Raw genomic sequence first — 24,377 nt, 5'->3', positions numbered from 1 at the left:
CCCGGCAGGCCCGGAGAACTCATCGGTCGCGTGGGGACCGGTCGCGTCGGATCGGGGGAGCGGTTGGTCGGGGGCACGGGGTTCCGCGCGGTGTTCGCGGTGCCGGAGTTCCGGGTGCTGTGGTCGGCGGCGGTGCTGTCGACGGTCGGCGACCAGCTGGCCCGGGTGGCGTTGTCGGTGCTGGTGTTCCAGCGCACCGGGTCGGCGGCGTGGACGGCGTTGACCTACGCGTTGACGATGCTGCCCGCGCTGGTGTCCGGGGTGCTGCTGACGGGCCTGGCCGACCGGTACCCGCGGCGGACCGTGATGGTGGTCGCCGACGTGGTGCGGGCCGTGCTGCTGGCCGTGATGGCGGTGCCGGGCGTGCCGCTGCCGCTGGTGGCGGCGCTGTTGGTGGTCGCGCAGCTGGCCGAGCCGCCGTTCGCCGCCGCGCAGGGCGCGCTGCTGCCGTCCGTGCTGGGCGAGCGGTACGAGGCCGGGCAGTCGGTGCACCTGATCACCCACCAGGCCGGCCTGCTGCTCGGGTTCGTCGGCGGCGGCTTGGTGGTGGCGTGGCTGGGCACCTCCGGTGCGCTGCTGGCCGACGCGGTGACGTTCGCGGTGTCGGCGTTGCTGCTGCGCTTCGGCCTGCGCGCGCGGCCGGCGCCCGCGTTCGTGCCCGCCGCGCACGTGCGGATCCGGGCCGGTGCGGCGCTGGTGTGGCGGGACCGGCGGCTGCGGCTGCTGGTGGCGCTGGGGTGGCTGGCGCTGTTCACCGTGGTGCCGGAAGGGCTGGCCGCGCCGTTCTCGGCGGAGGTCGGCGCGGGCGCGGCCGGTGTCGGCCTGCTGCTGGCCGCCGACCCGGCCGGGATGGTGCTGGGCACGGTGCTGCTGCGCTTCCTGCCCGCGTCGCTGCGGGTGCGGCTGCTCGGGCTGCTGGCCGTGGCCACCGCGTTGCCCCTGGTCGGTTACCTGTTCGCACCGAACCTGGTGGGCGCGGTGGCGCTGCTGGCGTTGAGCGGGGTGTTCAGCGCCTACCAGGTGACGGCGGGCGCCACGTTCGTCCGCCTCGTCCCGGACGAGCAGCGCGGCCAGGCGTTGGGCTTCGCCCGCAGCGGCCTGGTCGCCGCGCAGGGCATCGGCGTGGCCGCGGGCGGTCTGCTGGCCTCCGCGACGGGCTCCCCGACCACCGCCATCGCCGTGGCGGGCGTCGCGGGCACCGTCCTGGCCGTCACCGCCACCGCCGCGTGGTCCCGCGTGGCGCCCGCCGCGGTGGCCTGACCGTCACCCGGGCCGGGGGACGTCGTCGGGCCACGGCAGGGCCGGCGAGTAGCGGCCCACCAGCGCCGCCAGGAACGAGCCGGCGTGCACCGTCGCCGGGTGGTCGGGGCCGCGGACGTCCCGCAGCAGCGTCCGCGTGCGGCGCAGCGTGCGCACGGCCCACCGGGGTCGGACGGCCTCCTGCCGGGCCAGGGCCAGGCGGCCCACGGCGTAGGCGTGCAGTTGCCGGGCCAGCAGGGCGTCGGGGTGGCGGCGCCCCAGGTGCCGCGCCCGTTCGGCGACGAGCTCGTCGAACTCCGCCGCCGCCTCGGCCCACTTCCCCTGCCAGGCCAGCGCCTTGCCCAGGCTCTCCCGCGTGTCCAGGGTGTCGGGGTGGTCCGCGCCGATCAGCACCGTCCGCTCGGCCAGCACCACGCGGTAGCCGTGCTCCGCCTCGGTCCAGCGGCCCTGCATGCCCACGCTCCAGCACAACATGCACCGGGTGTGCAGGACGTCGATGTCGTCGTGGTCCAGGCCCGACCGGGCGCGGCGCCGGTCGCGGACCTCGCGCAGCTCGCGTTCGGCGCGGGCCCAGTCGCCCCGCCGCCCCGTGGTCCACGCGAGGTCGTGGCGGGTGCGCAGGGTGTCGGGGCGGTCCGGACCGCCGGGCAACGCGGTCTGCGCCGCCAGCACGTCCCGCAGGACCTCCTCGGCCCCGGCGTGGTCGCCCTGCTCGCGCAGCGCCCAACCCTGGACGTGCCGCAGCCGCAGGTAGGCCGGGTCCGCGTGGCAGCCCAGCTCGCGGGCCACGGCCATGGCCCGCACGACGAGGTCCTCGGCCCGCCGCTCGGCGCGACTCCACAGGTAGGCGGTCGCGCACGCGGTCACGCAGTCGAGCAGCCGCACCCGGTCCCGGTGGTCGAGCCGGGGGCCGACCTGCGCGAGCAGGTGGTGCACGTGCGGGGTGAGCAGGTGCGACCGCGGCCAGTCCGCCGCGGCGCCGACCCGCAGCGCGTCGACCGCGGCGCCGACCGCGGCGACCGCCGCCCGACGCGTCCGCCCGGGCCTGGGGTCGTCGGGCGGCAGCGCGTCCAGCACCGCGCCGGTGACCTCGGCGATGAACGGGTGCACCTCCACCGCCGGGATGTCGCCCCCGGACCTCGGGCGTTGCGCCAAGCCGACCGACGCCAGGCCGCGCAGGCACCGGAGGATCGCCTCCAGGTCGCCGGCCGGGGACGGCCCGAGGTCCAGCAGGCGGGTGAGCAGCCGCCGTCCCGGTTCCTCCGGCACCACCGCCGTGATCAGCTCCTCCGGCACGGGCGCGCCGGGCGCGTAGCAGGCCAGCAGCCACAGCAGCGCCCTGGCGTGCGGCAGGCCGTTGCGCGCCAGGGCGTCCAGCGACAGCTCCCAGGTCTGGCCGACCAGGTCGCGGCGGTCCCGGTGCCGGGAGACGTCGAAGACGCCCGCCACGCCGGCGACGTCGAGCGCCTGCCGGTACCGGTCGAAGGTCGGCCACGCCACGAAGTCGCCGCCCAGGTACAGCCCCGCCAGCCGCAGCGCCAGCGGCAGGCCGCCGAGCCGGTCGGCCAGCGCGCCCGCCGACCACTCGTCGCCCGCCCGCGGCGCGAGGTCCAGCAGCACGCGGGCGCCCGCGGCCCGGTCCAGCGGGCCGATCGGGGTCGCCTCCACGTGCCCCGGCCAGCTCGACCGGTCGTGCCGGCGGGTCGTCACCAGCACCAGCCCCGTCGCCGACTCGCGGATCCACCCGGTGCCCTCGGGCGGGCCGAGCAGCTCCGGCACGTCGGCGTTGTCGACGACGAGCAGCCACCCCGGCTCGACGCCCGCCAACCGCCGCCAGACGAGGTCGGCGACGTCGCCGAGGCCCGCGACCCGGTGCGTGCGGATCGCCTCCTGGTGGGCCGCGCCCAGCCCGAGGTCACGGGCCAGGCCGACCAGCCCGCCCGACAGGTGCTCCTCGGTGGCGGCGTTGATCCACCAGACCCGCCGCCCGTGCTCCTGCTCCGCCCGCCGGGCGACGATCCGCGCCACGGTCGACTTGCCCATGCCGCCCGCGCCGAACAGCAACCGCGGTCCGCCGGGGCGCGGGCTCACCACCCGGTCGAGCAGGTCGGCCACGAGCACGTCCCGGCCGTGCGCCACCGGCGGACCGGGTTCGGTCGGCACCGCGGTCGAGATCCCGGTGACGACCCAGGTGTCCGGGGCCGGGGCGCCCGTCCCGTGCACGTGCACCTCGCCGATGCTGCCCGCCTGCACCGCTGTCCCGGTCACCGCACCGGACAGCGAGTTGGCGGTCGTCGCGCCCCGGCGGGACGAGTCGGGTTCGTGCTCCATCGGCGCCCCCTCCGCGGCGGTCCCAGGATCATGATGCCGTGCTCAGGCGGAACCGGTCGTTCCTGTTGTTGTGGGTGGGCCAGTCGGTGTCGCTGGTCGGGTCGCAGGTGACGGTGGTCGCGGTGCCGTTGGTGGCCGCGCTGACGTTGGGCGCGGGGCCGTGGGGGATCGGGGTGGTGGCGGCGTGCGCGCGGTTGCCGTACCTGGTGTTCGGGCTGCCGGCCGGGGTGTGGGTGGACCGGTTGCCGCGGCGGTTGGTGGCCGGGGTGTGCGCGCTCGGACAGGCGGCGAGCCTGGCGGTGGTGCCGGTCGCGGCGGGGCTCGGGGTGTTGTCGGTGGGGTTGTTGGCCGCGGTGGCGGCGGTGGCGGGGACGTTCGCCGTGTTCGGGGACATCGCGGGCCTGGCGCTGGTGCCGATGGTGGTGCCCCGGGAGCAGTTGACGCGGGCGCAGGGGGTCGTGGAGGTGGGGCAGGCCACGGCGCAGGTCGCCGGACCCGCGCTGGGCGGGTGGCTGGTCGGCGCGATCACGGCGGCGGGCGCGCTGGCGGCGGACGCGGTGAGCTTCCTCGTCGCGGCGGTCACGTTGTTGTGGGTGCGGGTGGTGGAACGGCCGCAGGTGGGCGCGGGGATGTGGGCCGGGGTGCGGGCCGTCTTCGGCCACCAGGGGTTGCGGCGGGTCACGCTGTGCACCGCGACGCACGTCTTCTGGTTCAACGCCTTCACCGTCGTGGTCGTGCTGCACCTGGTGACGGCGTTGGGGCTGTCGGCGGCGCGGGTGGGGTTGACGCTGTCCGCCGGAGCGGTCGGCGGGCTGCTCGGCGCACTGGTCGCGGCGCGGTTGGGCGAACGGTGGGGGCGCCGCCGGACGATGGTCGCCGCCGTCCTGGCCACCGGGGGAGGGCAGGCGCTGGTCGCGGTGGACCAGCTGGTGATCGGCGCGGTGGCGGTGATGTGGTTCGCCCTCCAGGTCTACAACGTCCACCAGGTGCCGGTGCGCTACGAGGTCACGCCGGCCGCTCTGCACGGGCGCGTCAACGCGACCATCCGCACCGCGGTCTGGGGCACCGCGCCCGCCGGCGCCCTGGTGGGCGGGCTGCTCGGCGACCTGGTCGGCCCGCGGGCGACGCTCGTGCTCAGCGGCCTGGGCGCCGCGACGGCGTGCCTGTGGCTGGTCCGGGCACGGGTCGACTGACCGCACGCCGGCCGCGGGAGTGGGGAGCGCTCGCCGCGGCCCGCGCCTGACCTCGGGTTTCGCCGTTCACGGTGGTTCGTGGCTCCGGTCTTCACCAGATCTTGTCGCGCATGGCGGCGCACCTCCCTCGACGTGGTTGTCGGCGCGGATCGCGATATCCGGGGGTTCACCAGATCTTGTCGCGCACGACGACACCTCCGTCCTGTCTCGATTGGCTCCGACCAGCGGTTTCACCAGATCTTGTCGCGCACCGCGCTCACCTCCGGTGGGGTGGGTCACCCCGGTAGCGGCTGACACCGACACAGGTCACCATTACTGTGACCCTCCGTCCGGACGCCATGACAGTCCGGGGCAGACAGTCGTGAGGAACCATGGGCAGAGCGCGTTCGACGTCGTCGGGCGATCGACGCTGGTCACTATGGTCCCTGCCGAGGCAGGCCCTGGTGTACGTGCTGTCGGTGGATCTGCTCGCGGTCGTCGGGGCCGCCGCGACCACCGCGTGGCCCGTGCCCGCCGGCTCGTGGACCACGTTCGCGGTCCTGGCCGGCTGCGCCGCGCTGCACCTGCACTGCTCGCGCTGGATCGAGCGCATCCGCCGCGACCACAGCCACCTGCCGCACGTCGACCTGTGCAGCATCTGGATCCTGGCCGGCGCGCTCGTGCTGCCGCCGTCGCTCGCGGTCGCCCTCGTCGTGCTGGTGTACGCGCACCGCTGGTGGGTCGTCGGCCGCTGGGACGCCTCACGCCCACCGCACCGGTGCGTGTTCACCACGGCGATGATGGTGCTGGCCACGCTCGCCGCGAGCGCCGTGTCCGGTCTCACCGGCCTGCGCGAGCACCTCCAGGCCGGTCGACCCGGCGGCGCGCTCGACCTCGTCGGCCTGGCGGGCGCGGGCGCCGCGCAGTGGCTGGTCAACACCGTGCTGGTGGCCGCGGTGATCCTGCTGACCGTCCGGCCCCGCTCGGTGCGGGACTCGATCGGCAGCGCCGCGGACAACCTGCTCGAAGCCGGTCAGCTGGCGATGGGCGGGTTCGTCGCCCTCGCCGTGGCGTGGTGGCCCGGGTTCGCGCTGCCGATGGTCGTCGCGGCCGTCGCCCTGCACCGCACCGTGCTCATCCACCAGCTGGAGCTGGCCGCCCGCACCGACACCAAGACCGGCCTGCTCAACGCCGAGGCCTGGCACCTGCAGGCCAAGCTGGAGCTGGAACGCACCCGCCGGCAGCCACCGGGCGCGCGCGTCGGCCTGTTCATGATCGACGTCGACCACTTCAAGGACATCAACGACACCCACGGCCACCAGACCGGCGACCTGGTGCTGCGGCGCATCGCGGCGGCGCTGGAGAGCACGGTGCGGCGCGGTGACGCGGTGGGCCGCTTCGGCGGCGAGGAGTTCGCCGTGCTGCTGCCCGGCGTGGAGCACGAGGAGGCGGTGGCGGTCGCCGAGCGGATGCGCTCGGAGGTCCACCGGGTGCTCGTGGACGTCGGCGACGGCGGCACGGTGGCGGGCCTCACGGTCAGCATCGGCATCGCGGTGTGGCCGGAGGTCGCCGAGGACACCGTGGAGGGGCTCCTCGCGGCGGCGGACGCGGCCTTGTACGAGGCGAAGCGGCTCGGTCGCGACCAGGTGCAGGCGGCGGGCGGGCAGCGCCGCTCCCGGTGGACGCCCGCGGCCCGCTCCGAGCGGCCCGGCGTGTAACGAGCGCGACTACCTGCCGGATCTCCTACAGGTCGGGGCGTCGGTGGCGTAGTTTCTGCCCGCCACCTCCGACACGGTGGTCTCCTCTCCTCGCTTGCAAGGGTCGTGAGCCAGTGGACCTCGGTGCCCCGCACGGAATCCGCTTCCGCTTCGAAGCGGGGCTGCTGCGTGCCGTCCTGCTCGACGTGCACCGCAAACCGCCCGTCGACGCGGTCGAGGAGCTGACCGCCGAGGCGGGCGCCCGCGACCTGCTGGTCGACGAGACCCGTGACGGGCACGTGCGCGCGGTGCTGCGGCACCGCTTCGACCTGCCCGCGCCCGCCCGCTGGCGGCTCGCCGTCGACGCGCCCGCCACCGAGACCGCGCACGGCGTGTCGTTCGTCCTGCCCGACGGGGTGTCGCTGCTGGTGTCCGGCTCGTCGCCGTGCGCGGTCGAGGACGGCGGCGTGTCCGTCCAGCTGCCCGCGGGCGAGTCGGAGCTGAGCGTCACGGTGATCAGCGAGCCGGTGTTCGAGGTCGGCGACACGGTCGTGGTGTGCCGCCCGGACCAGGTGCGCGAGGCCGCCGTGGTGGTGTCGTGCCTGCCACCGGACCGCGTCACGCCCGTCGTCGCGCTGAGACCGGCGGACTCCTCGTCGCACCGGCACGACCGGCTGGTCGCCCACCTGCTCGACGCCGTGGGCGTGCGGCGGGTGGTGTTCCTCGCCGAACCGGACGAGGAGTTGTTCGGCGACCTGCCCGAACGCCTGCACCTGCCGTGCGGGGACCACCCCGGTGTCGGGGACGTCGCGGCGCTCACCGGCAAGGCGTGGGAGCTGCTGCGCGGCGGCGAGCCCGACCGCACCCTCGACGTGGCGCCGGACGCCGATCTCGTCGCCGCCCTGTTCACCGCCCTGCGCACCGGCGCGGCGCTGCGCGTGGTGGAGGGCGCGCCGCCCGTGCCGCTCGCCGAGTGCAACCCGGACGACGGCGACGAGGCCGTGCTGGTCGAGCGCACCGGCGAGGTGGACGACCTGGCCGCCGCCGGCTACGCGCACCACCGCGGCGCCCGGCTGGTGATCACGCCGAAGCCGGACCTGGTCGAGGTGGGCCGGGTGGTGGCCGAGGAGCAGGAGCGGGTCACCGCGGCGGCGGGCGCGATCGGCGACGCGGTCAAGGGCATCGGGTTCGTCGAGGCGCTGTGGCGGTACCTGTCCACCGGCGGGCACGACCCGTACGCGGCGGTCGAGGCCGTGGTCACCGCGCAGGTGCCCGCCGAGGCGGTCGCGGAGGTAGGCGACCGGCGGCTGACCGCGTTCACCACCGGGCTGCCGTACTCGTTCGTGCACACCGAGGACGTGAACTGGGCGCGCAAGCCGATCGGGCACGTGGTGGCCGACCCGGCGCTGGTCGTGCTGACCGAGCTGCACCGGGCGGGCGTGGCGCGCGAGCCCGGCGCGTTCAGCCTGGTGTTCGACTCCGGGGCGTTCCGGGAGCTGCCGGAGACGATCGCGTCGTTGGGCCACCACACCCACCCGATCGTGCTGTCCGAGCAGGACGCCTCGCCGGACGTGCTGCGCGACCTCGTCGTGGACCTGCCGGTCGAGCTGGTGTTCTTCAACTGCCACGACGCCGACGACGCGATCGTGCTGGACGGCCGCACCCTGCCCGACGACGACATCCCGGTGACGCTGCGGCACCGGCCGATCGTGTTCAACAACTCGTGCCGGTCCTGGACGCGGCTGGGCCGCGAGTTCGTCCGCGCCGGCGCCCGCGGCTACATCGGCACGCTGTGGACCATCCCGCCGAACCTGGCCGCCGGGTTCGCCCGCACCGTCGTGCGGCGGCTCACCGCCGAGGAGACGCCCGCCGCGCGGGCCATCGTCAACACCGGCACACCGGGCGGCATCGAGCGGTCCTACCTGTACGTCGGCACGGTCAACGGCAGGCTGGACGAGTGGCGCGACCGGTCCACCACCGACGCGGAGGCGGCGCTGACCGGGTGCGAGCTGCTGGCCGCCGCCGCGCGCGACGGCGCGGGCACCCTGTCGCCGGTGCTGCACCGGGAGATCACCGCGCTGCGCGAGGTGGCCGAGGCGGGCGGGCTGACCGACACCGCGTCCTACGCCGACGTGCTGCTGGCCGAGCTGAAGCTGGACGACGACGACGAGCGGGCCGCGGCGCTGGTGGAGCGGGTCGACGCGCTGCTGGCCGGACTGGACCTGCCCGACGACGAGCTCGAAGCCCTCTGGGCGACCAGGTTCGAGCTCACCGGCGCACGGTCCGAGCGGCGCGGGGAATACGGGGCCGCGCTCGCGGACTTCGAACGGTGTGTGGGGTTGGGCGACGCGTGCCGCGACCGAGCGGACGTCCTGCTGCGGATGGCGAGGCTGCTGATGCGCGAAGGCAGAACCGACGAAGCCGGACAGGCGGCGCGGTTGGCGTACGAGGAGCACCTCGGGCGCGGGGACGGACCGGGACAGCTGGAGTCGATCACCGTGCTGGACGACCTCGGCGACGCCGACACCGAGACCGCCCTGGGCTACGCCGTCGAGGGCCACGACCTGGCCGAGGAGCTGGGCGACCGGGCCCGGCAGGCCGCGTTCAAGCTCGCCGAGTGCGACCGGCGCCGTGAGACCGGCGACCTCGCCGGGGCGATCGAGGCCGGGTCGCGCGCCGTGGAGCTGTTCCGCGACCTGGGCGACGACCGGCAGGAGCTGGCCGCGTTGCGCCGGCTCGGCGCGTGCCACCGCGACCGGGGCGACCTGGAGACCGCGCAACACTACGCCGCGGTCGGCCTGGCTCGCGCCGAGCAGGTGGGCGCGGCGGCCGAGGTGGCGTCGTTCCACGACGACCTGGGCGGCGTGTTGACCGCGCGCGGCGAGCACGGCAAGGCGCTGGGGCACTACCGGCACGCGGTGGAGAAGCTGGTCGCGACCGGCGCGTGGGAGCGCGGCGCGGAACTGCTGCCGCACCTGGCGGTCGGCGCGGTCCGGGCGGGCGACCCGGAGGCGCTGTGGACCGCGGCCCTGTGCGGCGGCCTGATCTGCGAGGTCGCGCCGCGCGAGGTGTGGGCGTCGCTCGTGCCGCTGGTGGTGGACACGATGAAGCGGGCGATCGAGACCGGGCCGCTGCCGCTGACCGAGCGCGGGATGACCGACTTCGCCAGCGCGGTGACCGCGGGCAAGCGCGAGGACATGCCGTTCCAGGTGGGTCTGCTCGCCGACGTGGTGGTCGTGCTGCTGGCCTGGTTGATGGACCGCGCCGACGCGGGCATCCTCGCGTTCGCCCGCGAGCTGGACCGCACCAGCGGCGGGGTGATCGACCTGGTCGGCTACCTGTCCGTGCCCTACCCCGAACGCGCCCGCGACCCGGGGGTCGGCCGGCTGCGGACTACCAGTGGCGACCCTCGCTGAGGTCGTCCAGCTCGGGCCGTGACAGGTGCGGCACCCGGAACCGGACGTCGGTGCCGGTGCCGGTGTCGGTGCCGGTGTCGGTGTCGGTGTCGGGCGCGGTGCGCCACAGGCTGAAGTGCACCAGCTCCCAGTGCCGCGGGTCGATCGCCAACGCGGTGCAGTGCAGGTCGGGGTGGTCCTTGAGCCGCTGGAGCTCGTCGAGGGCCTGGTCGATCGCCTCGGTCGGCTCGGCGTCGGCGGGCAGGCGCCACGTGCGCTTGGTGGCGGCGGTGGCGTCCTCGGCCGTGCCGCGCGCGAAGGCCAGACCGGTCCAGTGCTGCACGGTCGGGCGGCCGAAGTCGGCGCTCAGGCCGCGGAAGCCCGGTCCCCACAGGAAACCGTTCATGCCCTCGGCGGTGCGCCACAGGTAGAACGGGGCGTACTGGTTGACCGGCGAGCCGTCGACACCGCGTTCGCGCACGCAGTAGGCCTTGAGCCCCAGGCCGGGGAACGCGTCCATCGCCGAGCCGCGGGTGGCGACGCGGGTGCGGATGACGTCCATGTCGTAGTCGGCGGGCAGGGTGATCTCGTAGTGCATCGCGTGCATGGTCAGGTCCCCCGGTAGGCGGCTGCGGTGCGCGGGTAGAGCTCGCGGTAGGCCGCGAGGTGGCCCCAGGACGTGGTGACGGACTCCGCTCGGAGCAGGCCGTGCACCAGGGCCCGGGCGAAGACCTCCCTGGCCGCGGCGAGGACCCGGCCGGGATCGGCGTCGTGGGTGCCGGTCGAGGCGGCGAAGGCGGTGTCGCCGTCGGTGAGGCCGTGGGCCGGGCGGACGGCGGTCGCCAGCCCGTCCTGCGCGGCGTTGGCCAGGGCGAACGGGTGCGGCAGGCGGGCGTTGGTGGCGATCACGCCGATGACCGTGTTGAACGGCTGCGCGTGACCCGCGATCCGGGCCGCGTCGAGGTCGTCGCCCTGGTGGGCGGGGAACTCGCCGGGCAGGCCCAGGTGCGCGGCGAACGGCAGGCCGGTGTCGAGGTCGACCGACGGGCCGACCGCGTTGAGGACCGCGATCGCGCCCACGACCACCCCACCGGGCAGTGCGACGCTCGCGGTGCCCACCCCGCCTTTCAGGGTGGCGTTGAGCGCGCCCGTGCCCGCGCCGACGTTGCCCTGCGCGACCTCGACGCCCGCGTTGCGCACCGCCTCCGCGCCCTCCGCCGGCCCCGGGCGGGCGTGGAAGTCACCGCCGCGGCCCAGGTCGAACAACGCGGCGGCGGGCACGAACGAGCCCAGCTCCCGCGCCGCCCCGTCGGCCGCGGCCAGCCCGTACGCGCTGCCGCCGGTGAGCACGACACCGCCCACTTCCCGGCCGCCGTAACGGGGGTCGAGCGCGGCGGTGTCCCTGGTCGCGGGCGCGCCACCCCGAACGTCCACAGTGGACAACGTGCCGGGTGGGAACAGCACGGCCGTCGTGCCGGTCAACGCGCCGCCACCGATCCGCGTGGCGTGCCCGACCAGCACGCCCGGCACATCGGTGATCGCGTTCCGCACGCCGCCGATGCTACTTGTCGGCCGGCCGCGGCTCCGGGCGATGCGCGCGCGGGTCACGGGACGCGAGCAGGCGGCCACCGAGCTCGCGGACCACCGATGCCAGGAGGTCGATGTCGTCCGCGGTGGTCCGCCAGTTCACGATCGCGGGCCGCAGCGCCACCATGCCCCGGTAGACGGTCGTGCCCGCGTACACCCGGCCGTCCTCGACCAGGGCCTCGCCCAGCTCGCGGTTGAGGGCGTCCAGGTCTTCGGTCGGCACGCCCGGCGGGCGGTAGCGGAAGCAGACGACGAACACGGTGATCGGGGCGAGCAGCTCCAGGTCCGGGGCTTCCTCGATGCGGCGGCCCAGGCGCAGCGCCAGGTCCTGGTGGCGTTCGACCATCGCCCGGTGACCGTCGCGGCCGTAGGCGCGCAGCGTCGCCCAGATCGGGAAGGCGCGTGCCCGGCGCGAGGACTCGGGGCCCAGGTTGTTGTAGTTGACGAACTCCTCGTCCGGGGCGGGCAGGTACGCGGCGTTCCAGCTGCCGAAGGCGCGTCCCTGGACCATCCGGTCCCGCACGAACGCGACGCCGCTCTCGTACGGCACGTTCAACCACTTGTGGCAGTCCGCGGCCACCGAATCGGCGCGCTCCACACCCCTCACGAAGCCGGCTGTGCGCGGGGACAGGGCGGCGAACAGCCCGAACGCGCCGTCCACGTGCAGCCACGCGCCGTGCCGCTCGGCCAGGTCCGCCAGCTCGTCGATCGGGTCGAAGTCGCCGGCGTTGACCTCGCCCGCGTTGCCGATCAGCACCGCGGGCCCGGACGAGGCCAGCTCCCGGTCCAGGGCGTCGACGTCGAGCCTGCCCGCGTCGTCACGGGTCAGCGTCCGCACCGAGTCGCGGCCCAGCCCCAGCAGCTGCAAGGCCCTGCGACTGCTCGGGTGCACGTACCCGCTGGAGAACACCGGCAGCCGCGGCAACCCGACCAGGCCGGCCGCGGTCACGTCCACCCCGTGCTGCTGCGCCCACCACTGGCGCGCGCACGCCAACCCGGTCAGGTTCGCGAACGTCGCGCTCGGCGTGAGCACGCCACCGTGCGACGCGGGCAGCCCAAACGCCTCCTTCAGCCACCGCAGCACCACCGTCTCGGCCCGCGCGGCCAACGGCGAGGTCACCCACAGCCCGGCGTTCTGGTCCAGCAGCGAGGTCACCCAGTCCGCCGCCTGCGCGGCCGGTGTCGCGCCGCCGACCACGAAGTGGAAGAACCGCGGCCCGGACGAGTGCGTGGCGGCCCGCGTGCCGATCCGCAACAGGTCCGCGACCGCGGCGATGGTGCCGTCACCGGACTCCGGCAGCGGACCGTCCAGGTCCTCGACCAGGTGGGCGTGCGTGGCGTCGCGCACCGGCAGGTGCGGCAGCGCGTCGAGGTACGGCCCGGCGGCACGCGCGACCATCCCCAACGCCTCGGCGGCGTCCTCGCGAGCGTTCAGCGGATCACCCATCGTGGCAGGGTATGCCGTGATGACACGACGTGGACAGTTCAGGGGCCGGGCGGTCGACGCCGAAGTGGACGCGTTCCTCGGCATCCGGTACGCGGAACCGCCGTTCGGGGCGCGCCGGTTCGCCGCGCCCGTGCCCGCCGACCCCTCCGGGGACTGCCTGGAGTTCGGGCCGATCGCGCCGCAGTCCGCGCGGTTGCCCGGCGCGCCGGTGTGGCGGCCGGGCGACGAGGACGTGTTGACGCTCAACGTGTGGACCCCGTCCACATCGGACGGGCCGTGGCCGGTGCTGTTCTACGTGCACGGCGGCGCTTACACGTTCGGGTCGTCGGCTCAGCCCGACTACGACGGCACGGCGTTGGCGCGGGCCGGGCTGGTCGTGGTGACGTGCAACTACCGCCTGGGGTTCGAGGGGTTCGGGCACGTGGACGGGCGGCCGGACAACCGCGGGTTGCTCGACCAGCGGGCCGCGCTGCGGTGGGTGCGGGAGAACATCGCGGTGTTCGGGGGCGACCCCGGCGCCATCACCGTCGGCGGGCAGTCGGCGGGCGCGGGGTCGGCGTTGTTCCTGGCGGCGTGGGAGCCGGTGCGGCGGGTCATCGCGCACAGCGTGCCGAGCCGCTGCTACACGCGGGGGTTCGCGCGCCGGGTCGCGGCGTGGATCGACACCGCGACGCCGGAGTCCGCGGTGGCCTCGGCGGACGCGCTGGTGGCCGCGCAGCGCGAGGGACCGTTGAGCTGGGACCCGGTGCTGTTCGGTCCGGTCGCCGACGCGCTGCCCGCGCTGGACCCGGCGGTCGACGCCCTGCTGTGCCACACCGACGTCGAGTACGCCCTGTTCGAGGCGGTCGGTACGTTCCGACCGCCCGCCGACCTGCGCGCGTTCGGCCGCGGTTGGGGCGTCCCGGACCACGTGGTGGCGGCGTACGAGCACTTCGAGGACGCGCACGTGCGGCTCGCCGGCGACCTCGTGTTCGCCGAACCCACCACGAGGCTGGCCGAGGCGCACGGGCGGGCGTCGCTAGCGAGGTTCACCCGGCCACCCGCCTGGCACACGGCGGACGTGCCGTTCTCGTTCGGCAACCTGGACGGCGCCGACTTCTTGATCGGTGGCCCGGCCGGCGACGACGAACGCGCGCTGTCCCGTCGGATGCTCCAGTCGTGGGTGGACTTCTGCACCACCGGCGATCCCGGGTGGACCGGCGTGCGGCACTGGGGCGACGAAGTGGAGGCGCGGCGCGAGCCGTGGCGGGGCGTGGACGTCTTCGCGCCCGTCGACCACCCCGTCGAGCCCCTCACCTGAGCACCGCGCCGACACCGTCAACGGGGGTCGTCGCGCTCCCGGCGCACGGTGACCTTGCGGCCCTTGATGGTGGCGCCCCGCAGCGACGCGATGACCTGCTGCGCCGCCGAGTCCGGCACCTCCACCAGGGAGAACCGGTCGGCGATCTCGATCGCGCCGATGTCGCGGCCGTTGAGCCGCGCCTCGCCCGCGATCGCGCCGACCAGGTCCTGCGGCCGGATGCCCGAGCTGCGGCCCGCGCCGACGAACAGCCTGGTCATGCCCGCGGACGGGCGGCGCGGCTTGCGCGGTTCACGGCGTTCGCCGCCGCCCTCGCGACCGCGGCGCTCACCGGACGGCCCGGACCTCGGCACGTACTCCGGGATCTCCTCCTCGTCCGCCGCCGCGCCGGTGGCCTCGTGCGCGAGCTTGACCGCCGCCAGCGCCACCTCCATGACGTCGAACTGGTCGGTCAGCGTCTCCACCACGACCCGGAAGCTGTCCAGGTCGTCCTCCAGCAGGCTCTCGTGCAGCGCGGCGCGGGTCAGCTCCAGCTTGCGCGCGCGCAGGTCCGCGATCGTGGGGACCTTCTCCATGTGGATGCGCTGCTTGGTGACGCGCTCGATGGTCTTGAGCATGCCGTGCTCGCGCGGCTCGGCCAGGGTGATCGCCACGCCCTCGCGGCCCGCCCGCCCGATCCGGCCGATGCGGTGCACGTACGACTCCGGCGCGGACGGCACGTTGTAGTTGACGACGTGCGTCAGCTGCTCGATGTCCAGGCCGCGGGCGGCGACGTCGGTGGCCACCAGCAGGTCGGCCGTGCCGTTGCGCAGCCGCGTCATCACGCGGTCGCGCTGCTCCTGGCTGATGCCGCCGTGCAGCGACTCGGCCCGGTAGCCCCGCCCGTTCAGCGTCTCGGTGAGCTGGTCGACCTCGTCGCGGGTGCGGCAGAACACGATCGCCGCGGTCGGCGCCTCGACGTCCAGCACCCGGCCCAGCGCGGCGGGCTTGTGCGCGCGCGGCACGACGTACGCGCTCTGCCGCACCTTCGGCGCCTCGCCCGGCTCGGCCTGCTCGCGGCCGATGGTGATGCGCACCGGGTCGGACAGGTGCTGGCGGGCCAGCCGGTCGATGCGGCCGGGCATGGTCGCGGAGAACAGCACGGTCTGCCGCCGCGCCGGCGTCTCGGCCAGGATCGTGTCGAGGTCCTCGGCGAAACCCATGTCGAGCATCTCGTCGGCCTCGTCGAGCACGACGACTTCCAGGTGCTCCAGCTTCAGCGTGCCCCGGCTGAGGTGGTCGACCGCGCGGCCCGGCGTGGCCACCACGACGTCCACGCCCTGCTCCAGCACCCGCAGCTGCCGCCCGATGGGCTGGCCGCCGTAGATCGGCAGCACCCGCGCGCCCAGCTCCCGGCCGTACCGGTGCACCGCTTCGGAAACCTGCACCGCCAGCTCGCGCGTGGGCACCAGCACGAGCGCGAACGGCGCCCGCTGGTCGCGCTCGCTCGCCGCCAGTCGCTCCAGCACGGGCAGCGCGAACGCGGCCGTCTTGCCGGTGCCGGTCGCGGCCTGCCCGAGCAGGTCACGGCCTCCGGTCAACGGCGGGATCGCCTCGCGTTGGATGGGGGTGGGCTCCTCGTAGCCGAGGCCGGACAGCGCCCGGAGCAGTTCGGGGCGCAACCCGAGGTCGGCGAAGCTGGTCCGGTCGTCGGGCTCGTCGTTCATACCCTCAAGTCTCGCTGATCGCCCTCGAACCGCTCGGTGAGGGGGGTCGCCGGGCGCGTGCCGCCACGCGGCGACCCGCACCGACCCACCAAGATCCACTCGCGGGAACCGCGCCGCCGGGTTTCGCCCGAAGGCCGTGGTGCGCACATCCGGCCCGTCACGTGCGACGTCAACAGTTGACCCACCGGAATTTGTGCGAATTGACGGTTAACGGTCGGTGCGGCAACGCCGGGCGGGCCGGTGAACGAATCGGAAATCACCCTGCGACGGTGACGTGAAGTATTTTCGGGAGGGCGAACCCGAAGGTGTGGGTCGGCCGGTCGGGCGAACGCCGGTGCGCCGGACGCCGGCCATCGGAACCGGGGATTTACCCGCAGGCAACACTGGGGCCGCCCGCTATACCTCTCCTATACTTCGCGATCGGCATCCCCTTCATGGTCAACTCACCGGTAGCGTGCCGCGGGTCAATACCGAGCGTGAGTATTCGACCCGAGGGGTGGTGGGCGTGGCGGTGGACGACCTGGACGGGCACACCGGGCACGACGTCCGGCCGGTCTCGTTCGGCCTCGACGGGGTGTGGTTCGAGATCCGCCTCGGCGCCGCCAACGCGGCCCGGCTGCGTGCCGTGCTCGACCGGTTCGTGCGCGCCGCGCGCCGCCTTCCCGGTACCACGCCCGTACCGGTACGCAGCGTCGATGCCCAGGAGGCGCGGACCGTGCGGCACTGGGCGCGCGAGCACGGGTACCGCGTCTGCGACCGCGGCCGGATCTCCGCCATCGTGCTGGAGGCCTACGGGCGGGCGCACCCCGACCGCGGGCCCGGTTCCGGCCCGCGGGACGCTCCGGATCACCCGAAGTGGCTAGGCGGTCGTGACGCGCTGTAGCCGTGACCGCCGTCAGGTCCAAGTTCGCCGATCATGGCAATAGCAGCCGGAGTCCGGCGCTGGCCCGATCGGCCGCATACCTCGGCGGCACGTTCCCGGTGGTCCAAATGATATTTCCCCCCAACGAGTCGGGCTGGGCAACATGTCAACCGCTTTAGCTGGACGTTTTGGGTTCACCGGCCGGTTGGAGCGCGCTCTGCGTCGTCTAGAGACTGGGGGTCGTGACCATGCAGGTGCAGATTCTCGGTGCTGTCGCCCTCGCACGTGAGGATCGTCGGATGGGTGTCGCCGCTCGTCAGGTGCGCACCCTGCTCGCGCTGCTGGCGCTTTCACCGGGCACCCCCGTTCCGTTCGACCAGCTGGTCGAGGAATTGTGGGCGGGTAAACAGATGGGAAACGCCCGCAACGCGCTCCAGGCGAATGTGGTCCGGCTGCGCAAACTGCTGGAGCAGTTCGCCGACGTGCCGGGCGACTGCCTGGTCCGCACGGTGAGCAGCGGGTACGTGCTCGACCTGCCCGCCGAGGCGGTCGACGCGCACCTGTTCCGCGACCTGGCCGACCGCGGTTCCGCGCTCGTGCTGCAACGCCCGGACGAAGCGATCGACCTGCTGGAACGCGCGCTGCGGCTGTGGCACGGGCCGGCGCTGTTCGACGTCAGCGACGGCCTGCGGTTCCGGATCGAGGCCGCCCGGCTCGACGAGCGCAGGCTCAGCGCCCGGGAGGACCTCATCGCCGCCAAGCTCGCCAACGGCGAGGACCGCGGTGTCGTGTCCGAGCTCAAGCAGCTCGCGGCCGAGTACCCGGAGCGGGAGCGGTTCAGCGAGCAGCTGATGGTCGCGCTGTACCGCAACGGCAGGCAGACGGAGGCGCTCGACGTCTTCCACCACACGCGCAGGCGCCTGGCGAGCGAGCTCGGGTTGGAGCCCGGCCGCGCGATGCGACGGCTCTACCAGGCGATCCTCGTCCACGACCAGGTACTGCTGTAGGAGGCGAAGTGCTGGAGTTCCGGGTCTTGGGGCCGGTCGAGGTGCACCACGACGGGCAGGAGGTGCCGCTGGACGGGTCGAAACCGCGCACCGTGCTGACCGCGCTGCTGCTCGCCGACAACGGCGCTGTCTCCGACACCCAGATGAGCGATTTCCTGTGGGGCGACCACCCGCCCGCCACGTTCAACGCGCAGATCTACACCTACGTCTCGCGGTTGCGCAAAACGCTGCGCGGCGAGGTCGGCATCACCCGCCGGTCCCGCGGTTACGAATTGCGGCTCACCGAGTGCGCGTTCGACCTCCGGGAATTCGAGGAGCAGGCGGCGCAGGGCCAGTCCGCGCTCGCCGCGGGTCGGTACGAGGACGCGGCACGGCTGCTGCGCTCGGCGTTGCGGCTGTGGCACGGCCCCGCGTTGACCGGGGTGTCGGAGCACCTGGCCGACGCCGAGGCGCCGCGGCTGGAGGAGGCGCGCATCGCCGCGCTGGAGAGCCGCATCGAGGCCGACCTGGCGTTGGGCAGGCACGCCCAGCTGCTGCCCGAGCTGACCAAGCTCGTGCACCAGTACCCGTTGCAGGAGCGGTTCCGCGCCCAGCTCATGACCACGTTCTACCGCTGCGACCGGCAGGCCGACGCGCTCGTGCTGTACGAGGAGGGCCGCCGCATGCTCGCCGACGAGCTGGGCATCGACCCGGGATCGCTGCTGCGCGAGGTGCACCTGGCGATCCTCACCGCCGACCCCGTGCTGGCCTCGCCGCGCCGCGTGGCGGTGTAGCGCGGGCGGGCGGCCGTATAGCCCGCCGCATAGGCCGGATATAGCCGCGAAAAGCATTCTGGGCACCGGTAGCGCAGAAACCCGTGTTCTCGGAGGTGCTCGGTGACCAGTTCGGTGCAGATCGACGCGGACGGCAAGGCGAAGATCAAGGACATCGTGTCGGAAATCCTCGAGATCGACCCGGAGGAGATGACCGACACGAGCCTTTTCAAGGAGGACCACGACGCGGACTCGCTCGGCGCCATCGAGATCCTGTCCGCGTTGGAGCGCACCTTCGGCGTGGAGATCGACCAGGCCGAGCTGACCCGGATGGTCAACCTGGAGGGCGTCATCGCGGTCGTCGCCGAAGCCCAGGCCGCCAAGTAGCCCCGCACCCGTCGAGCGGTCCGGCACCGGACTTGGAGGACACGATGCACGACGGAGGGCGGCAGCCGCGCCGGGTGGTGATCACGGGTCTCGGGGTGGTCACCAGCATCGGCATCGGCGTCAGCGAGTTCCTGGCCGGCCTGCGCGAGGGCCGCAGCGGGATCAAGCCCATCACCTCGTTCGACACCACCGGCTTCAGCCACGCCAACGGCGCCGAGGTCACCGACTTCGACCCGGCCGCGTGGCTGGAGCGGGTGGACCCCGACGAGCTCGGCCGGGCCGGGCAGTTCTCCGCCGCCGCGGCGCGGATGGCCGTCGGCGACGCGGGCATGACGTTGGACGAGCTGCGCGGCAAGCGGGCACTGGTGTCCGTCGGCACGACCGACGCCGAGTCCCGCGATCTGGACAACCTCGTCGCGCAGCAGATCGAGCACGGCCCCGAGTCGTGGAACCCGGTGGTCGCGCGCCGGTCCACGGCCGGGCGGCTGTCGTCCAGCATCGTGCGCGAGCTGGCGCTGACCGACGTGGAGGCGGTGACCATCCCCACCGCGTGCGCCGCGGGCAACTACGCCATCGGCAACGGCTTCGACGCCATCCGCGAGGGCGAGGTCGACGTCGCGCTGGTCGGCGGCGCGGACGCGGTGTGCCGCAAGACGTTCACCGGCTTCTACCGGCTGGGCACCATCGCGCCGGAGGTGTGCGCGCCGTTCGACAAGGACCGCAAGGGCATCCTCACCGGCGAGGGCGGCGGCATCCTGGTGCTGGAGTCGCTGGAGTCCGCGCTGGCCCGCGGCGCCCGGATCTACGCCGAGGTGCTGGGCTACGGCCTCAACTGCGACGCCAACCACCCCGTGGCGCCGGACCGGGACAGCCTGGCCCGGTGCATCGAGCTGGCGCACCGCAACGCGGGCGTCAAGCCCGAGGACGTCGACTTCATCTCCGCGCACGGCACCGGCACCAAGGCCAACGACGTCACCGAGTCCGGCGCGATCCGGCAGGTGTTCGACGCGCCGCCGCCCACCGTGTCGATCAAGTCGATGCTCGGCCACTCGATGGGCGCGGCGTCGGCGCTGGCCTCGGCGGCGTGCGCGCTGGCGATCACCGAGGGCTTCATCCCGCCCACCATCAACCACACCGAGACCGACCCCGAGGTCGGGCTGGACTGCGTGCCCAACCAGGCGCGGCCGGCCACGCTGAACGTGGTGCAGAACAACGCGCTGGCGTTCGCGGGCAACAACTCGGTGCTGATCCTGGGCCGGTACCGGGACACCGTGTGATGGTCGACGCCCAGCAGGCCCGGCGGGAGGGGGCCCGGCAGGTTCGAGCGCTGTTCCTGCACGGCCTGGCGGGCAAGGCGGCGGTGTGGGACGCCCTGGCCCTGCCGCCCCGCTTCGCCGCCGGCAAGCCGGACCTGCCGTGGCACGGCATGGCCGACCCGGCGTGGAGCCACGGGCCCGACCCCGGCCGGCTCGTGGTGGACGTCGTCTCGGCCTCCCACGACGTCGTGGTGGCGCACTCGATGGGGGCGAACCTGCTGCTGGAGTGCTACGCCGACGGCCGCGTGCCGCCACGCCCGACGGTGCTGGTGTGCCCGTTCTACCGGCCGGAGCCCGCCGACTTCGACTGGCCCACGATCTCGTACTACCTCAACGACTTCCACCGCACGTTCACCGAGGCGCTGCGCGTCGGCGAGACCGCCCGCTTCCCCGAGGCCAAGCGCGAGTGGCTGGCCAGGGCGTTGCGCGACCAGGTCGGCCCGTACGGCTGGACGCGGTGGTTCCAGACCTACCTGCGCACCCCGTTCCTGGACCTGTCCCGGGTGGACGCGCCGGTGCTCGTGGTGAGCGGCGTGGACGACATCGCCGCCCGCCCCGACGACGGCCGCGCCCTGGCCAAAGCCCTGCCCCGCGGCCGGTTCGAGCTGCTGGACGGCTGCGGCCACTTCCCGATGATCGAACAGCCCGACCGCCTCGCGGCCCTGGTCCGCGACTTCTTCGACGAACACCTGGAGCTGACGTGACCACCACGACCGTCTCGCTGCGGCCCCGCTACGAGGGCTCGAACATCTGCACCTGGATCGGCTTCAAGCACGTCAACTACATGGTCGAGGAGGCGGTGCTCGACCACCTGCGGCAGAGCGGGTTCCCGGCGGGCGCGCTCTACGAGCGGTTCGGGCTGTGCACCGACATCACCGACCTCGACACCAAGATCCTCACCGCGTTCCACATCGACGACCTCGCGCAGGCCACCGTGCGGCGCCTTGACGGGGACGGGTCGCTCAAGCTCGTCGTGGAACTCACCGTGGAGCGCGACGGCAAGGCCGTGAAGGCGGTCAAGTCGAAGGTCGCGGTGTCGTTCCGGCTCGACCCGCACGGCTTCGACGCCGAGCCCGTGCCCGCCGAGCTGCTGCCGCACGTGGTGGACGCGATCGGCGCGCCCGAGCACGCGGTGCTGGAGAAGGTCGGCGCCCTGGAGCCGGTCCCGGTCGGTGACGCCGACCCGTTGGACCTGCTCACGGCCGGCAAGAACGCCTTCGCCTGGGCGTGGCGGATCCCCTACTTCTACTGCCACTTCACCGAGCGCGTGCAGATGTCGGGCTACCTCCGTCAGATGGAGGAGATCCTGGACCTGTTCGTCGAGGACCGCGGCGCGTCGATCAAGACGCTGCTGGACGAGCAGAACTGGATCCCGGTGGTGCCGAAGTCGCGGATCACGTTCCTCGGCGAGGCGAACATGGAGGAGACGCTCTACACGGTGTTCACCGTGGAGGAGGTCTTCAAGCGGTACACCTTCACCGCCCGGATGGACTGCTACGTGCTGCGCGACGGCGAGCTGGTGCCGACCGCGACCGGTCGCATCACGCACGGCTGGGCGGTGATCGAGAACCGCAAGGACTGGAGCCTGGTCGACTTCGACGACCGCCTCATCGGCGCCATCACCGGCAAGGCCGGGTCGCTGAGCGGGCGTGGCGTGTCGTGACGGCTTCTATTGTGGACGGTCTGGTGATCTCGGCGTGGTCGGCCGTGTCGCCGTTCGGGATGGGCTCGGAGGCGTTCGCCGGCGGTGTGCGGGCGGGCGTCCCGGCGCTCGCCGCGGCGCCCGGCGGCCCGTTCGAGCGGGCGGCGCTGGTGCCGGACTTCAGCGCGGCGGGCGCGTTGGGCAAGAAGGGCACGCGCACCATGGACCGCGTCACGGCGCTGGCCGTAAGCACGGTCGGCCGGCTGCTGGAGGAGTGCGGGCCGGAGTTGCTGGAGCAGCCCGAACGGGTAGGCGTGGTGCTGGGCACCGGGTCCGGCAGCGTGCAGTCCATCATGGACTTCACGCGGGACGGGCTCACCGGTGACAAGCCCTACCACGTCGACCCGGCGTTGTTCCCGAACACGGTGATGAACCGCGCGGCCGGGCAGAGCGCGATCTGGCACAAGATCAAGGGGCCCAACACGACCATCGCGGGCGGCGCGCTGACCGGGCTGCTGGCGTTGAACTACGCGGCACGGCTGCTGCGCGGCGGGCACGCGGACCGGGTGCTGGTCGGCGCGGCCGAGGAGTACTCCGAGCAGCGCGCGTGGCTGGAGTGGCGCGGCAGCGAGGGCACGGCCGGGCCGCTCGGCGAGGGCGGCGCGGTGGTGCTGCTGGAGCGCGAGTCGACCCGGGCGGGACGGCCGGTGCTGGCCCGCGTGGTGACGACCCGGTTCCGCGGGTTCTTCGAGCCCGGCGGCGCGGCGGAGGCGTTGCGCGAGTGCGTGCGCACCGCGTTGGCCGAGGCCGCCGTGGACCCGGCGGACGTCGTGCTCGTCTCCACCGACGGCGCCGAGGAGTCGGCCGTGGTGGCGGCGCTGGGTCGCACGCCCGAGTGGTTGCGGTGCGTGCCCCTGGTGGGCGACACGTCGGCCGCGGTGGCGAGCTTCCAGCTCGCGGCTGCGGTCGCGTCCGGCCGGTCGGGCACCGTGCTGGTGACCGGCGTCGAACGCGACGGCACGGTCGGCTGCGTCGTGCTGGACCTGCCGTGAGCGCCGTGTACGTGGACCCGGCGGACCCCGTGTTCGCCGGGCACTACCCGGGCTTCCCGATCATGCCGGGGCTGTTCGTGCTCGACCACGTGCGGGCGGCGCTGCCCGGCCACCGGGTGGTCGCGCTGGACCGGGCGAAGTTCCTGCGGCCGGTGTTCCCCGGCGACACGCTGACCGTCGAGACGGTGCTGACGACGGAGGAGGACCAGGTGCGGTGCGCGGCGACGGTGTCCACGGGCGCGGGTCCGGTGGCGGAGTTCAAGCTGCGGCTGGTGACGTCGTGACCGGGTTGGCCGGCATCCGCCGGATCATCCCGCACCGGTTCCCGGTGCTGCTGGTGGACCGGGTGTCCGAAGTGGACCCCGGTAGCAGCATCGTGACGCTGAAGGCGGTCAGCGGCCGCGAGCCGTGCTACGCCGGGGTCGACGTCGAGGACGCCTACCCGTTGGGGTTGCTGATGGAGTCGTGGGCGCAGTCCGCGGTGCTGCTGACCCGGTGGGACAACCCGAACCCGGACGTCCTGGCCGACAAGGTCGAGCTGATCAGCGGTATCCGCGACGTCGTCGTGCACGGCGACGTGGTGCCCGGCGACGTGGTGGAGCACCACGTCCGGCTGGTCCGGGAGGTGGCCGACGCGGCGATCCTCGCGGGCCACAGCCTGGTCGCCGGGCGCAAGGTGCTGGAGGTCGGCTCGTTCACGATGGCACGGCGCAGGGCGGAGGAACTGGCATGAGGCGCGTGGCGCTGGTGACCGGCGGGTCGCGGGGCATCGGGCACCAGGTGGTGGCCCGGCTCGCGCGGGACGGGTTCGACGTGGCGTTCTGCTACCAGTCGAACCGCGACGCCGCCGAGGTGGTGGAGAAGGAGGCCGCCGCGGCGGGCGCGGCCGTGTTCACCGCGCAGGTGGACGTGGCCGAGAAGCGCGAGGTGGACCGGTTCGTCAAGGACGCCGAGCGCGCGCTGGGACCGTTGCACGCGGTGGTGTCGTGCGCGGGGATCGTGCGCGACAACCCGTTGGTGCTGTTGAAGGAAGAAGACTGGCAGCGGGTGCTGCGGGTCAACCTCGACGGCACGTTCCACGTGGCCAAGGCCGCGGTGTTCGCGATGATGAAGCGCAAGGCGGGCTCGGTGGTGACGCTGTCGTCGGTGGCCGGCGTGTACGGCAACGCGACGCAGACGAACTACTCCGCGTCCAAGGCGGGGATCATCGGGTTCAGCAAGGCGTTGGCCAAGGAGGTCGGCAAGTACGGCATCCGGGTGAACGCGGTGGCGCCGGGGTTCATCGAGACCGACATGGTCGCGGGGCTGGGCGAGGAGTTCGCCGACCGGATGGCGGCGCAGATACCGCTGGGGCGGTTCGGCCGGCCCGAGGAGGTGGCCGACCTGGTGTCGTTCCTGGTGTCGGACCAGGCGTCCTACGTGACGGGCCAGGTGTTCGGGGTCGACGGCGGGTTGGTGGTCTGA

General features: G+C 73.9%; 21 protein-coding genes. 16 read left to right on the top strand and 5 right to left on the bottom strand.

All coding sequences use genetic code 11. The features are described from left to right. Window positions 1–30 precede the first annotated feature (30 nt). Window positions 31–1,260 (top strand): MFS transporter, encoded by a 1,230-nt coding sequence (locus ACYVLT_RS04785; protein WP_461118862.1) that lies wholly within the window; start codon window positions 31–33, stop codon window positions 1,258–1,260. Between the two features lie 3 nt (window positions 1,261–1,263). On the opposite strand, the gene ACYVLT_RS04780 is transcribed toward ACYVLT_RS04785, so the two are convergent. Next, window positions 1,264–3,591 carry a tetratricopeptide repeat protein gene (locus ACYVLT_RS04780; protein WP_461118861.1) on the bottom strand — a complete coding sequence of 776 codons (2,328 nt, stop codon included), beginning with the start codon at window positions 3,589–3,591 and terminating at the stop codon, window positions 1,264–1,266. 38 nt (window positions 3,592–3,629) lie between these two features. Between ACYVLT_RS04780 and ACYVLT_RS04775 the strand changes: the two genes are divergently transcribed. From ACYVLT_RS04775 to ACYVLT_RS04765, 3 genes are all read left to right on the top strand, one after another. After that, the gene (locus ACYVLT_RS04775; protein WP_461118860.1) at window positions 3,630–4,784 is read left to right on the top strand and encodes an MFS transporter; all 1,155 of its coding nucleotides are present in this window, start codon (window positions 3,630–3,632) and stop codon (window positions 4,782–4,784) included. Between the two features lie 371 nt (window positions 4,785–5,155). After that, complete coding sequence (locus tag ACYVLT_RS04770; RefSeq protein WP_461118859.1) at window positions 5,156–6,481, top strand: GGDEF domain-containing protein; 1,326 nt, start codon at window positions 5,156–5,158, stop codon at window positions 6,479–6,481. A gap of 113 nt (window positions 6,482–6,594) precedes the next feature. Continuing rightward, entirely contained in the window at window positions 6,595–9,876 is a 3,282-nt protein-coding gene (locus tag ACYVLT_RS04765) for a tetratricopeptide repeat protein (protein ID WP_461118858.1), read from the top strand. On the opposite strand, the gene ACYVLT_RS04760 is transcribed toward ACYVLT_RS04765, so the two are convergent. Genes ACYVLT_RS04760 through ACYVLT_RS04750 form a run of 3 tightly spaced genes read right to left on the bottom strand, consistent with a single transcriptional unit; the run spans window position 9,854 to window position 12,889 of the window. Further along, window positions 9,854–10,462 carry a DUF4865 family protein gene (locus tag ACYVLT_RS04760; protein WP_461118857.1) on the bottom strand — a complete coding sequence of 203 codons (609 nt, stop codon included), beginning with the start codon at window positions 10,460–10,462 and terminating at the stop codon, window positions 9,854–9,856. The genes ACYVLT_RS04765 and ACYVLT_RS04760 overlap by 23 nt on opposite strands. A 2-nt stretch (window positions 10,463–10,464) precedes the next feature. After that, complete coding sequence (locus tag ACYVLT_RS04755) at window positions 10,465–11,406, bottom strand: P1 family peptidase (RefSeq protein ID WP_461118856.1); 942 nt, start codon at window positions 11,404–11,406, stop codon at window positions 10,465–10,467. A 10-nt stretch (window positions 11,407–11,416) separates the two neighbouring features. After that, complete coding sequence (locus tag ACYVLT_RS04750) at window positions 11,417–12,889, bottom strand: pyridoxal phosphate-dependent decarboxylase family protein (protein ID WP_461118855.1); 1,473 nt, start codon at window positions 12,887–12,889, stop codon at window positions 11,417–11,419. A 19-nt stretch (window positions 12,890–12,908) separates the two neighbouring features. Here ACYVLT_RS04750 and ACYVLT_RS04745 point away from each other — a divergent pair, with 19 nt between their 5' ends. Continuing rightward, window positions 12,909–14,189 carry a carboxylesterase family protein gene (locus tag ACYVLT_RS04745; protein WP_461118854.1) on the top strand — a complete coding sequence of 427 codons (1,281 nt, stop codon included), beginning with the start codon at window positions 12,909–12,911 and terminating at the stop codon, window positions 14,187–14,189. 17 nt (window positions 14,190–14,206) lie between these two features. On the opposite strand, the gene ACYVLT_RS04740 is transcribed toward ACYVLT_RS04745, so the two are convergent. Continuing rightward, the gene (locus ACYVLT_RS04740; RefSeq protein WP_461118853.1) at window positions 14,207–15,895 is read right to left on the bottom strand and encodes a DEAD/DEAH box helicase; all 1,689 of its coding nucleotides are present in this window, start codon (window positions 15,893–15,895) and stop codon (window positions 14,207–14,209) included. 505 nt (window positions 15,896–16,400) lie between these two features. Between ACYVLT_RS04740 and ACYVLT_RS04735 the strand changes: the two genes are divergently transcribed. From ACYVLT_RS04735 to fabG, 11 genes are all read left to right on the top strand, one after another. Then, the gene (locus ACYVLT_RS04735) at window positions 16,401–16,778 is read left to right on the top strand and encodes a histone-like nucleoid-structuring protein Lsr2 (protein ID WP_461118852.1); all 378 of its coding nucleotides are present in this window, start codon (window positions 16,401–16,403) and stop codon (window positions 16,776–16,778) included. A gap of 278 nt (window positions 16,779–17,056) precedes the next feature. Beyond that, window positions 17,057–17,764 carry an AfsR/SARP family transcriptional regulator gene (locus ACYVLT_RS04730; protein ID WP_360447790.1) on the top strand — a complete coding sequence of 236 codons (708 nt, stop codon included), beginning with the start codon at window positions 17,057–17,059 and terminating at the stop codon, window positions 17,762–17,764. An 8-nt stretch (window positions 17,765–17,772) separates the two neighbouring features. Beyond that, entirely contained in the window at window positions 17,773–18,537 is a 765-nt protein-coding gene (locus ACYVLT_RS04725; protein ID WP_360447792.1) for an AfsR/SARP family transcriptional regulator, read from the top strand. Between the two features lie 102 nt (window positions 18,538–18,639). Next, entirely contained in the window at window positions 18,640–18,903 is a 264-nt protein-coding gene (locus tag ACYVLT_RS04720) for an acyl carrier protein (protein ID WP_461118851.1), read from the top strand. A 44-nt stretch (window positions 18,904–18,947) separates the two neighbouring features. Further along, window positions 18,948–20,180, top strand: coding sequence for a beta-ketoacyl-[acyl-carrier-protein] synthase family protein (locus ACYVLT_RS04715; protein WP_461118850.1), 1,233 nt, complete (start codon window positions 18,948–18,950; stop codon window positions 20,178–20,180). Next, complete coding sequence (locus ACYVLT_RS04710) at window positions 20,180–20,923, top strand: alpha/beta fold hydrolase (protein ID WP_461118849.1); 744 nt, start codon at window positions 20,180–20,182, stop codon at window positions 20,921–20,923. Before ACYVLT_RS04715 ends, ACYVLT_RS04710 begins: the two co-directional genes overlap by 1 nt. Then, complete coding sequence (locus tag ACYVLT_RS04705) at window positions 20,920–21,882, top strand: thioesterase family protein (protein WP_461118848.1); 963 nt, start codon at window positions 20,920–20,922, stop codon at window positions 21,880–21,882. The genes ACYVLT_RS04710 and ACYVLT_RS04705 overlap by 4 nt, the downstream gene beginning before the upstream one ends. Continuing rightward, the gene (locus ACYVLT_RS04700) at window positions 21,879–22,913 is read left to right on the top strand and encodes a beta-ketoacyl synthase N-terminal-like domain-containing protein (RefSeq protein ID WP_461118847.1); all 1,035 of its coding nucleotides are present in this window, start codon (window positions 21,879–21,881) and stop codon (window positions 22,911–22,913) included. Before ACYVLT_RS04705 ends, ACYVLT_RS04700 begins: the two co-directional genes overlap by 4 nt. Beyond that, a complete protein-coding gene (locus ACYVLT_RS04695; RefSeq protein ID WP_461118846.1) occupies window positions 22,910–23,197 on the top strand; it encodes a hypothetical protein in 288 nt (95 codons plus the stop codon). The genes ACYVLT_RS04700 and ACYVLT_RS04695 overlap by 4 nt, the downstream gene beginning before the upstream one ends. Beyond that, the gene (locus ACYVLT_RS04690) at window positions 23,194–23,646 is read left to right on the top strand and encodes a 3-hydroxyacyl-ACP dehydratase FabZ family protein (RefSeq protein WP_461118845.1); all 453 of its coding nucleotides are present in this window, start codon (window positions 23,194–23,196) and stop codon (window positions 23,644–23,646) included. The genes ACYVLT_RS04695 and ACYVLT_RS04690 overlap by 4 nt, the downstream gene beginning before the upstream one ends. Then, entirely contained in the window at window positions 23,643–24,377 is a 735-nt protein-coding gene (fabG, locus tag ACYVLT_RS04685; RefSeq protein ID WP_461118844.1) for a 3-oxoacyl-[acyl-carrier-protein] reductase, read from the top strand. Before ACYVLT_RS04690 ends, fabG begins: the two co-directional genes overlap by 4 nt.

It is taken from the genome of Saccharothrix stipae (assembly GCF_054781895.1).
Note: the sequence above shows the minus strand (reverse complement) of the source record. Positions and strands in the feature narration are given on the sequence as shown.